The organism is Neomelitea salexigens DSM 19753 (genome assembly GCF_000422345.1).
Classification (GTDB): Bacteria; Pseudomonadota; Gammaproteobacteria; order Pseudomonadales; family Spongiibacteraceae; genus Spongiibacter; species Spongiibacter marinus_A.
In genome coordinates this window covers 71,341-81,122 of the sequence record NZ_AULP01000013.1, presented here as the reverse complement: position 1 = coordinate 81,122, position 9,782 = coordinate 71,341, and the positions used below count along the sequence as shown (strand labels likewise).

7 protein-coding genes and 1 pseudogene are annotated in these 9,782 nt (G+C 52.2%); 4 read left to right on the top strand and 4 right to left on the bottom strand.

The window, feature by feature from the left end; all coding sequences use genetic code 11:
- Positions 1 to 254: 254 nt before the first annotated feature.
- Positions 255 to 524, top strand: a complete 270-nt coding sequence (locus H573_RS0114745; protein WP_027874941.1) for a hypothetical protein — start codon at positions 255 to 257, stop codon at positions 522 to 524.
- 88 nt (positions 525 to 612) lie between these two features.
- On the opposite strand, the pseudogene H573_RS0114740 reads toward H573_RS0114745, so the two are convergent.
- From H573_RS0114740 to fusA, 3 genes and pseudogenes are all read right to left on the bottom strand, one after another.
- A pseudogene (locus H573_RS0114740) lies at positions 613 to 894 on the bottom strand (integrase core domain-containing protein); the annotation flags it as partial.
- A gap of 278 nt (positions 895 to 1,172) precedes the next feature.
- A complete protein-coding gene (locus H573_RS0114735; protein WP_036256969.1) occupies positions 1,173 to 2,384 on the bottom strand; it encodes an alpha/beta fold hydrolase in 1,212 nt (403 codons plus the stop codon).
- Positions 2,385 to 2,622: 238 nt separating this feature from the next.
- On the bottom strand, positions 2,623 to 4,707 hold the full coding sequence (gene fusA / locus H573_RS0114730; RefSeq protein ID WP_027874938.1) for an elongation factor G: 2,085 nt from the start codon (positions 4,705 to 4,707) through the stop codon (positions 2,623 to 2,625).
- Positions 4,708 to 5,243: 536 nt separating this feature from the next.
- Between fusA and katG the strand changes: the two genes are divergently transcribed.
- A complete protein-coding gene (katG, locus tag H573_RS0114725) occupies positions 5,244 to 7,445 on the top strand; it encodes a catalase/peroxidase HPI (RefSeq protein ID WP_027874937.1) in 2,202 nt (733 codons plus the stop codon).
- Between the two features lie 128 nt (positions 7,446 to 7,573).
- Here katG and H573_RS0114720 read toward each other — a convergent pair whose 3' ends face one another.
- Positions 7,574 to 7,891, bottom strand: coding sequence for a DMT family transporter (locus H573_RS0114720; RefSeq protein ID WP_027874936.1), 318 nt, complete (start codon positions 7,889 to 7,891; stop codon positions 7,574 to 7,576).
- Between the two features lie 157 nt (positions 7,892 to 8,048).
- Here H573_RS0114720 and H573_RS0114715 point away from each other — a divergent pair, with 157 nt between their 5' ends.
- Entirely contained in the window at positions 8,049 to 8,510 is a 462-nt protein-coding gene (locus tag H573_RS0114715) for a 2,4'-dihydroxyacetophenone dioxygenase family protein (RefSeq protein WP_027874935.1), read from the top strand.
- Between the two features lie 14 nt (positions 8,511 to 8,524).
- Positions 8,525 to 9,721 (top strand): cytochrome P450, encoded by a 1,197-nt coding sequence (locus H573_RS0114710; protein WP_027874934.1) that lies wholly within the window; start codon positions 8,525 to 8,527, stop codon positions 9,719 to 9,721.
- The last annotated feature ends 61 nt before the right edge of the window (positions 9,722 to 9,782 follow it).

Below are 9,782 nucleotides of genomic sequence, written 5' to 3'. Positions count from 1 at the left end.
CGTAGGTTCGAATCCTGCCCCCGCTACCAAAAAAGAAAAGGCGAATCATGCACTTAGCAGATTCGCCTTTTTTATCGCCTAAATAAAAGTCTCTCTGTGCCCATTCTGTGCCCACAGTGTGCCCATCACCAAATTTACTCTGCGGCAAGCGCAACGCACTACGACCTTCGGGCACCCTATTCGGCCAAAAGAAATTACTGTAAAACGTCAGGTATGACACTGGCGATACAGCGCACCTAGCGGAGGCAATAATTTTGGAAGAAGAACAGAACATCAAGTTTTCAGAACTGACTCAGGAGATAGCCGCTGGCAACACGTCCGTCAATATCGAAATATATCGACTCGAAGGCCAGCAAGGCTGGTACTTAGAGGTTGTAGATGAGCACGGCAACTCTACCGCCTGGGATGAGGCATTTAGCACCGACGCGGAAGCACTGGACGAAGCTAAAAAAACTATAGCGACGGACGGCATCCAGTCTTTTATAGGCCCAGAGGGTGGCGAGAAATTAGAGGGCTGGATATAAGCAAGGCAATCTAACAACGGACTGCCTAACTCCTCACGAAAAATCCTGTCTAGGCACCACGACTACCAAAAACTACTCACTGTAGTGGTCAAGTAAAACTGGCCACGGGTTTATAAGTTTTCCAGTACATACTTTCTGCCACATTTGGCGGCAGGTCATCGTTGTGTCGATGCGGCCTGATTCCGCTGTAGTAGCCAATCACATAATCCGTGATCGACTGCTTCGCTTCAGCAAAAGAGCGGTATCCCGTTTCCGGTACCCACTCGGTTTTCAGGCTGCGGAAGAACCGTTCCATTGGTGCATTATCCCAGCAGTTACCCCGTCGACTCATGCTCTGCTTTATCTGGTAGCGCCACAAGTGTTGCCGAAAGCTGGCAAGAATACGTCGACGCACTGAATAGCGGTGCTTTATATCTACGAGTTGAGGCCGCTATCGTATCGGCGTAGGAAATTGAGCAACGTTGTATTGCACAACGTAAAATAGCATTGGAATCAGACCGGTACGTATTCCGCTGTTATTAGCACGAACACACCGACAAGGAGCGAACAGCAAAAATATGAATAGGGGAAAAAGGGCAAACCAAACTTAACTGGCCTTCCACTCGTTTGCAGAACGCCAATCATTTCACTCGCTAAAACCACGAGGCTTCAAGCTTTATAGGGTCGCTGCTTGGAGCGCGACACCAGCCAGTCAGCCGCAGGGCCCCACACGCTTTCCAGTGCGCTTTTTCCAAGAATTACTCCCATGTGCCCTCCGGGGGCGATGTGGAATGCTTTGTCACGATTCCCCACGTCCACACCGACTACGTCCATGATTTTTTCGGCGATGGGCGGCTTCACTAACACATCTCCCGCACCGGCGAAGGCAAGCAGCGAACTTTGAATATTTCCCAGCTCAGCCACCCGCTCGCCAACCACAATGCGGCCACTTGCCAAGTCGTTGTCCACAGCGACCTTGATTGCAAAGTCTCTCAGCATGCCTGCTGGATACATAAGCATATTGTTCAGATAATTTGCGGTGGTCGAGTGCGCAACCACAAACTCGCGGTCCCACGAGCGCATCAACAAATCCCAATAGGTTGTGACGCTTCCAATCGGGTCGGTGAGCTTAAAGATGACTGTCGTCGCCCAGGCGGGCAATTGAAGCTTGCTGGGGTCGAGGTTTTCGAGGCGAAAATCAGAGTAGCGCCGAACGATTTGCGCCGGCGCATTGATGGCCTGTGCGGCCCCCGCCACGATTCCGCCACCGCGCAAATTTATTGGACTGGCAACGGTAATTAAGTTTCGAATTCTGGGGTCTTGCTGCAATCCAAGGTGGATCAATGACAACAGGCCACCCATGCACCAACCCATTAACGACAAATCCGTTTTACCCGAGTGTTTTCGAACTTCGTCCAGTGCGGTGGCAAACATCTCGTCCGCGTAGTCAAACAAGCCCAGGTGGGCATGGCGACGCTGAGGCTCCCCCCAATCAATCAGGTAGGTTTTAAAACCGCGCGCCGCCAGATATCTCACTAACGAGCGCTGCGGCAGCAGGTCAAATGTTTCTACGGTGACGCCCAAAGGCGGCACCAACACCAGAGGAACACTGTGCTGACGGCGACGCACCGGCATCCGGCTGCCATCTTCCAACTCGATCTCGTCTTCATCGACGAGGGAGTAGTAACGCACCTTCATTAGATCCCCCGCGTAAACCGTTTCATACTCGGTCAACCCGGACTTCACCAATTGCTTGGGGCGCAATACCCAGTCATAAGTATTCACGGCAGCCTGCACCGCTCGCTGATTCATCAGCAACGCTTGGCTACGCAGTTCCGCTAATAGTGGCCGTTTGTTTTTCGACGCTTTGGGCTTAGACATGAACACTCTCTCCTTAGGGAAGAGGAATTTTACCAGCGCGGATAACACGGTAGTGCACAAAGCTCGTGAGTATTTAACACGTTTTACGTCCCCTGTGCTGTGTGTTTAATAGGGCTTGCGCCCTTTACCCGCGCAGGCACTCCAGACAACAACGTCAACACCCAACACTATTTCAGAAGACAAAAAAAAGCCCCGGCGGATTCCCGCAGGGGCTTTCGAAAAGAACTAGCTAGCGGTGTTATTTCGCTGCTTTCTTCTCTTTCTCTTTGGCAATAACTTCTTCAGCTACGTTAGCTGGGCAAGCCGAGTAATGCGAGAACTCCATAGAGAACTGGCCACGACCTGAAGTCATTGTACGCAGGGTGCTGATGTAGCCAAACATCTCAGACAGAGGCACATCGGCTTTAACGCGAACACCGGTTGTACCCGGCTCTTGACCAGAGATCATGCCGCGACGACGGTTAAGGTCACCGATTACGTCACCGACATTGTCTTCAGGGCTGAACACGTCAACTTTCATGACCGGCTCAAGCAACTGTGCGCCTGCTTTTGGCATAGACTGACGGAAAGCGCCTTTCGCAGCGATCTCGAAGGCCACTGCCGAGGAGTCAACCGCGTGGTAGGCACCGTCATGAACGTTAATAGCAACGTCGAGCACGGGGAAGCCAGCCAGTGGGCCGTTGTCCATCATCGACTTGAAGCCCTTCTCAATTGCTGGGAAGAATTCCTTAGGTACGTTACCACCCACAACCGAGGTGCTGAAGGTGAAGCCAGAGTTAGGCTCGCCGGGCTCCATGGTGTAGTCGATCTTACCAAACTGACCAGAACCACCAGACTGCTTCTTGTGTGTGTAGCTGTCTTCGATCTTCTGAGTGATGGTCTCGCGGTAGGCTACCTGAGGCTGACCTACTTCCAGTTCAACACCGTAAGTACGCTTGAGGATGTCGACTTTGATGTCGAGGTGCAGCTCACCCATACCTTTAAGGATGGTCTCACCAGAGTCTTCGTCTGTTTCAACGCGGAATGAGGGGTCTTCTGCAACCATCTTACCGATAGCAATACCCATTTTCTCAGTTGAACCCTTATCTTTCGGCGTAACCGAGATAGAGATAACAGGCTCAGGGAATACCATCGCTTCCAGCGTACAAGGGTGGTTTTGATCACACAGGGTGTGACCAGTTTGTACGTTCTTCATGCCTACGATAGCGATAATGTCACCAGCTTGAGCGCTGCTCAGCTCGTTGCGCTCGTCGGCCTGCATTTCACACATACGACCGATACGCTCAGTCTTACCGGTGAATGAGTTAAGAATGGTGTCGCCTTTGTTCAGCTTACCGGAGTAAATACGCACGAAGGTCAGGGCGCCAAAACGGTCGTCCATGATTTTAAATGCCAGCGCGCGCAGTGGCTCATCGGCAGAAACAATAGCGTATTCACCAGTAGGCTCACCTTCTTCATCGGTCAAAGGCTGCGGGTTAACCTCGGTGGGGCTTGGCAGGTAGTCAACAACGGCGTCCAGCAGCAGCTGCATACCTTTGTTCTTGAAAGCCGAACCACAGTATGTGGGGAAGAAAGCCAGTTCCAGCGTACCTTTACGGATACAGCGCTTGATGTCATCGATAGAAGGCTCTTCGCCTTCCATGTAAGCCATCATCAGGTCGTCGTCCATTTCCACAGCTGTTTCGATCAGCTGCTCGCGATACATGGCAACGTCTTCTTCCATGTCCGCAGGAACGTCGGTCACTTCGTAGTTCTCTGGCTGGCCAGAGTCATCCCAAACGTAGGCTTTGTTGCTCAGCAGGTCGACAACGCCGGTAAACTCATCTTCACGGCCAATAGGCAGCGTCATGATCAGCGGGTTGGCGCCGAGAACGTTTTTCACTTGATCGGCAACACGCAGGAAATCCGCGCCAACGCGGTCCAGCTTGTTAACGAAGATCAGGCGAGATACTTTCGATTCATTGGCATAGCGCCAGTTGGTCTCAGACTGGGGCTCAACACCACCAGAACCACAGAATACGCCGATGCCGCCGTCGAGAACTTTCAATGAGCGGTAAACTTCTACGGTGAAGTCAACGTGTCCCGGGGTGTCAATAACGTTCAGTCGGTGACCATTCCACTCACAAGTAACAGCTGCTGACTGAATGGTAATACCACGCTCAGCTTCCTGCTCCATGAAGTCGGTCGTCGATTCACCCTCGTGAACCTCACCAAGCTTGTGAATTTTACCCGTGAGCTTGAGGATACGCTCAGTGGTGGTGGTTTTTCCGGCATCAACGTGGGCGAAAATACCGATGTTGCGGTACAAGGATAAGTCAGTCACGGCAGTCTCTGAATAAGCTGTGGTTGAAAATGGTTGGCTACGATACTGGAAGTGAGAAAAAATTTCTCTCTTATTTTGCGGAATTATGCTAAATCTGGTGGAATTTTTCCAAAACAACTGAAAAATCCGCTAAGAACACGGGCTCAAGCGCCATATTCAAGGTTACAAACAGCCTTCAGCCCCCCAGTTTCGGGCATTTCACTTGAACGAGACACTGGGCACACTTGCAGAAAATCCTAAAAATTTCATTAAAATTCAAATAATTACAAACCACAAACACCCAGCTACTGTTGCTTTTCGGCTTAACAGCACGCCCTTAACTCCCAAAAGCCAGCTTTGCCAGCAAAACTCCTCCTGTCGATAGTCATTCGCTATTAAGTCAGTAGAAAAATTCAACACACGTCAGATCAATAAGTGAACTATGTTGATAGGGCGAGGTACCAGCGTCTGCTTGGGTTGCACACTATGCAATTGCGCCCGTGCGCTGGAATCACGCTCGACATACCCATAATTTTCGCGCTAGCTAGGAGAGCACAATGCAAAAACAAAAATTTCCACCTCTAGCCGCAATAGCACTGAGCGCGGCAATCGCGACAACATTCGGCGCCAGTGCTTTTGCAGAGAACATGTTTAGCGGTAAAGCGAAACCCAACAGCTTCTGGTGGCCAAACCAGGTTGATCTATCCCCTCTTCGCGACCACGATCGACGATCAAGCCCTTACTCAGATAACTTCGATTATGCCGCCGCCTTCGAAAGCGTTGACCTTGCACAACTGAAAGCAGATATCGAAGCAACACTTAAAGACTCTCAAGACTGGTGGCCCGCAGACTGGGGACATTACGGCGGCCTGATGATTCGCATGGCTTGGCACAGTGCGGGCACATACAGAATTCACGATGGCAGAGGCGGTGCCGACGGCGGTCAGCAGCGCTTCGAACCCTTAGGCAGCTGGCCTGACAATGCCAGCTTAGACAAAGCACGGCGCCTACTTTGGCCTGTAAAGCAAAAGTATGGGCGCAATGTGTCTTGGGCCGACCTGATGGTTCTGGCCGGCAATGTGGCCCTAGAGTCCATGGGATTCAAGACCCTGGGCTTCGCCGGCGGTAGAGAAGACGACTGGGAAGCAGACCTCGTTTACTGGGGGCCCGAAACCGAGATGCTGGGAAATGACAAACGCTTCAGCGAAGACGGGGAGCTAGAAAAACCCCTGGCAGCTGTGCACATGGGATTAATCTACGTTAATCCCGAAGGGCGCAACGGCAATATGGACCCCAAAATGGCCGCTGAGGACATTCGCCAGTCGTTTTACCGGATGGCCATGAATGACGAGGAGATTGTCGCGCTAATCGCTGGCGGACACACCCTCGGAAAAATGCACGGTGGCAGCAAAGGCTCGTGCGTTGGCCCAGAGCCCGCGGCAGCACCGATAGAGCAGCAAGGACTGGGCTGGAAAAACAAGTGTGGCAAGGGACACTCCGAAGACACCATGACCAGCGGCCTAGAAGGCGCTTGGACACAAACCCCCACACGCTGGTCTATTCTTTACCTCGACAATTTATTCCGCAATGAATGGAAGAAGCATACCTCCCCCGGCGGTGGTGAAGTGTGGATTCCCAAAAACGAGGCGCTTCACACCAGTGTTCCGGACGCCCATATAAAGGGCAAGCGCAACCCGCCAGTCATGCTCACAACAGACTTGGCACTGAAAGAAGACCCTGCCTTTCGCAAGATAGCCGAACGATTTTGGAAAAATCCCGCGCAGTTTGACGAAGCCTTTGCAAAAGCGTGGTTCAAACTCACCCACCGGGACTTGGGACCAAAAACCCGCTATGTAGGCAGCAACGTCCCAGACGAGACATTTATCTGGCAAGACCCTGTGCCGGCTGGCGAAAAAATCAGTAAACGAGAAGTTCGAAAGCTCAAGTCAAAAATCCTCGATTCAGGACTGACCATATCAGAATTGATTCGCACGGCCTGGGCCTCTGCATCGACTTACCGTTACACAGATATGCGCGGTGGTAGCAATGGCGCCCGAGTCCGCCTAACGCCGCAAAAGGATTGGCCTGCCAACAACCCTAAGGAGCTGGCAAAGGTTTTGAACACCTTGAAAGAGGTCAAAGATGAGAGTCGCAGCGATATATCGATGGCTGACCTCATCGTGTTAGGGGGGGCCGCAGCCATCGAGCAGGCCGCAAAGGACGCCGGACACAAGGTCGAGGTACCCTTTGAATCTGGGCGCGGCGATGCCACCCAAAGCATGACCGACGCGCAGTCCTTTGCGGCCTTAGAGCCCAAAGCGGATGGTTTCCGAAACTATTACAGTGACGGCGCCTATTACAAACCCGCTGAGATGCTGATTGAAAAAGCCGATCTACTTGGGCTTACCGCGCCGGAAATGACCGCGCTAATAGGCGGTATGCGCGTCCTTGACGCCAACACTAGCGGCTTAAAGCACGGCGTATTAACAAAACAGCCTGGGCGGTTAAGCAATGACTTCTTCGTCAATCTTGTCGATATGTCAACGCAGTGGAAAGCAAAGTCGGACAACCTTTATGAGGGCTTTGACCGAGACAGTGGACAACTAAAATGGACGGCAACAACGGTTGATCTGATCTTTGGTTCTAACTCAGAACTAAGGGCAATTGCTGAAGCATACGCTGCCAATGACGGCGAGGAGCTATTTCTCAACGACTTTATAAATGCATGGCATAAGGTTATGAATGCAGGTCGTTTTTAAAGCGCACTAAGCAGCAAGACGTAATACCTACGCTCTGATGAGCGTGGGTATTTTTATTTCTGCAGACAAACAATCTGCGCCAAACGCCGAAGCCGACATCGACGCTGCCTGCACTGACACGTCAAGACCTAGTGCGCGAGCTTAAGCGTTGCCACCCCGGACACAATCAAAGCGATCCCCACGTAACGCAACAGGCTGCTAGCGTCACCGAAAAAAACCACGCCGACCAGAAAGGTTCCCGCCGCGCCTATCCCCGTCCACACGGCATAGGAGGTGCCAATGGGTATCTGTTTCTGCGCCAACCACAGCAACATACCGCTAACGCCCATAAATACGATGGCAACAGCCACCCCCAGGAGTCGCGTTTTATCCTCCTGAGCCAGCTTTAGGCCGACCGGCCAACCAATTTCAAACAAACCCGCCAACACCAGATAAACCCAAGCCACGAATAATCCTCGTTAATCGTCCATTTTTAAGCTCGCCAACCTTTCAGCCTCCTCCAGATGGAGGTGTTCAAGTGGCCAAGGCATGTTCATAGTAGAGGCCGATGAAAGAGTACACCACTGATAACAATTCAAAAGCGACTTAACATCAGGAGAGAATATGTCTATCCCCGAGGCCATTCACCCCGAGGCCATCCACATCGGCGCCGACGAGCTGCCTTTTATCGACATTGGCGACGGCAGTTTGTTGCGTGTATTACAGGTTAAACGCGGCGAAGGACTATGGATTATCGAGAACGTCTTCAAAGCGGGCTACGAAGTAGAAACCCATAAGCACACTGGGCCAGTCTGGGGCTATACCACCTCAGGCGCATGGAAATATAAAGAGTACGACTACGTGAACCGCGCCGGGTCGTTTCTGTATGAGCCCGCAGGCTCTGTACACACCCTGCAGTGCATCGAGGACAATACCCGCGTGTGGTTTCAGATGTATGGCTCAAACATCAACCTGGATGCCGAGGGCAATATTACCTCGGTGGTCGACGGGCAAATGACCCTCGATTTTTACTTGGCCATGTGTGAGGCGGAAGGCTTACCCACCCCCAAGGTACTGGTGGAATAGCTCAGGAGCCTATGATGAACATAGATGTATACAACCCTGACAACTATCTGCAGGGTATTCCCCACGACCAGTTCCGATGGCTGCGCGAACATGCCCCGGTCTATTGGCATCCTCACCCCGATGGCAGCGGCTACTGGGTTGTTAGCCGCCATGCTGACGTAATGGCAGTATCGCGGGACTTTAAAACATTTTCGGCAGAACAGGGCTTTGTGCTGGTTGACGACCTCCCTGAAAGTACCCTGGAAATGACCCGCAATCAGCTGCTTGGCATGGACCCGCCGCGCCACGCCAAACCCCGGCGCGCGGTCATTAGCCGTTTTACGTCAAGCCGCCTCAAAGCGTTAGAGCCACAAATTCGCGAGATTGCCCAAAATATTATGCGCTCCGCGCGCGAGCGTGAAGAGGTCGACTTCGTTGAAGACCTGGCCGGCGACTTGCCCACCGCGGTTATCTGTCAGCTGATGGATATTCCGCGAGACATGTGGACGCAAATTCGCCAGTGGTCGGACATGCAAACCTCGTCCTCGGATCCCGACCTAGGCGGCACTGAGGAGGAAGTGTTACAAGCAAGCATTGAAATGGGCACCTACGGCTTTGAGCTTGCCTGCGAGCGCAAAGACAAAAATGGCGACGACTTAATTTCATTGCTCATCAACCAGGAAATAGACGGCGAGCGTGTCAGTGAGGCAGAGTTTGCCAGCCTGTTCGTGCAAATAGCTGTTGCCGGTAACGAGACAACACGCGGCCTGATCAGCTCCGGCATGCATGAACTGTTGCAGCGCCCGGCCCTGTACCGTGAACTGGAAGCAAACCCCGACAAACTCGGCAACGCGGTCGAGGAAATGTTGCGCTGGACATGCCCGTTGCATTACTTCCGACGCACCGCCACATGCGACACAGAAATTGCGGGTACCGCGATCAAGGCTGGTGACAAAGTGGTTATGCTGTACAGCTCAGCCAACTTTGACGAATCCGTATTCGAGCAAGCAATGACCTTCGACATACAGCGCCAAAATAACCCCCACATGGCCTTTGGTCACGGCATACATTTATGTCTCGGTGCGAATTTAGCGCGCATGGAAGCGCGGATATTCTTTGAGGAATTCTTCAAGAACTTCTCAGCAATTGAGGAAACAGCGCCTCCGCGTTACATCCGCTCCAACTCCATCCACGCATTTAAGTCGATGCCAGTAAAACTGTCAGTACGCTAAAAAGCCCAGCCGTCGAGCGAACTGACCATCAGTTCGCTCGATATTCTACCTATCGACACAA

Coding starts and splice junctions, on each gene's coding strand:
- katG (WP_027874937.1), top strand. CDS start 5,244: ATGCAAAAACAAAAATTTCCACCTCTAGCCGCAATAGCACTGAGCGCG.
- H573_RS0114710 (WP_027874934.1), top strand. CDS start 8,525: ATGAACATAGATGTATACAACCCTGACAACTATCTGCAGGGTATTCCC.
- H573_RS0114735 (WP_036256969.1), bottom strand. CDS start 2,384: ATGTCTAAGCCCAAAGCGTCGAAAAACAAACGGCCACTATTAGCGGAA.
- H573_RS0114715 (WP_027874935.1), top strand. CDS start 8,049: ATGTCTATCCCCGAGGCCATTCACCCCGAGGCCATCCACATCGGCGCC.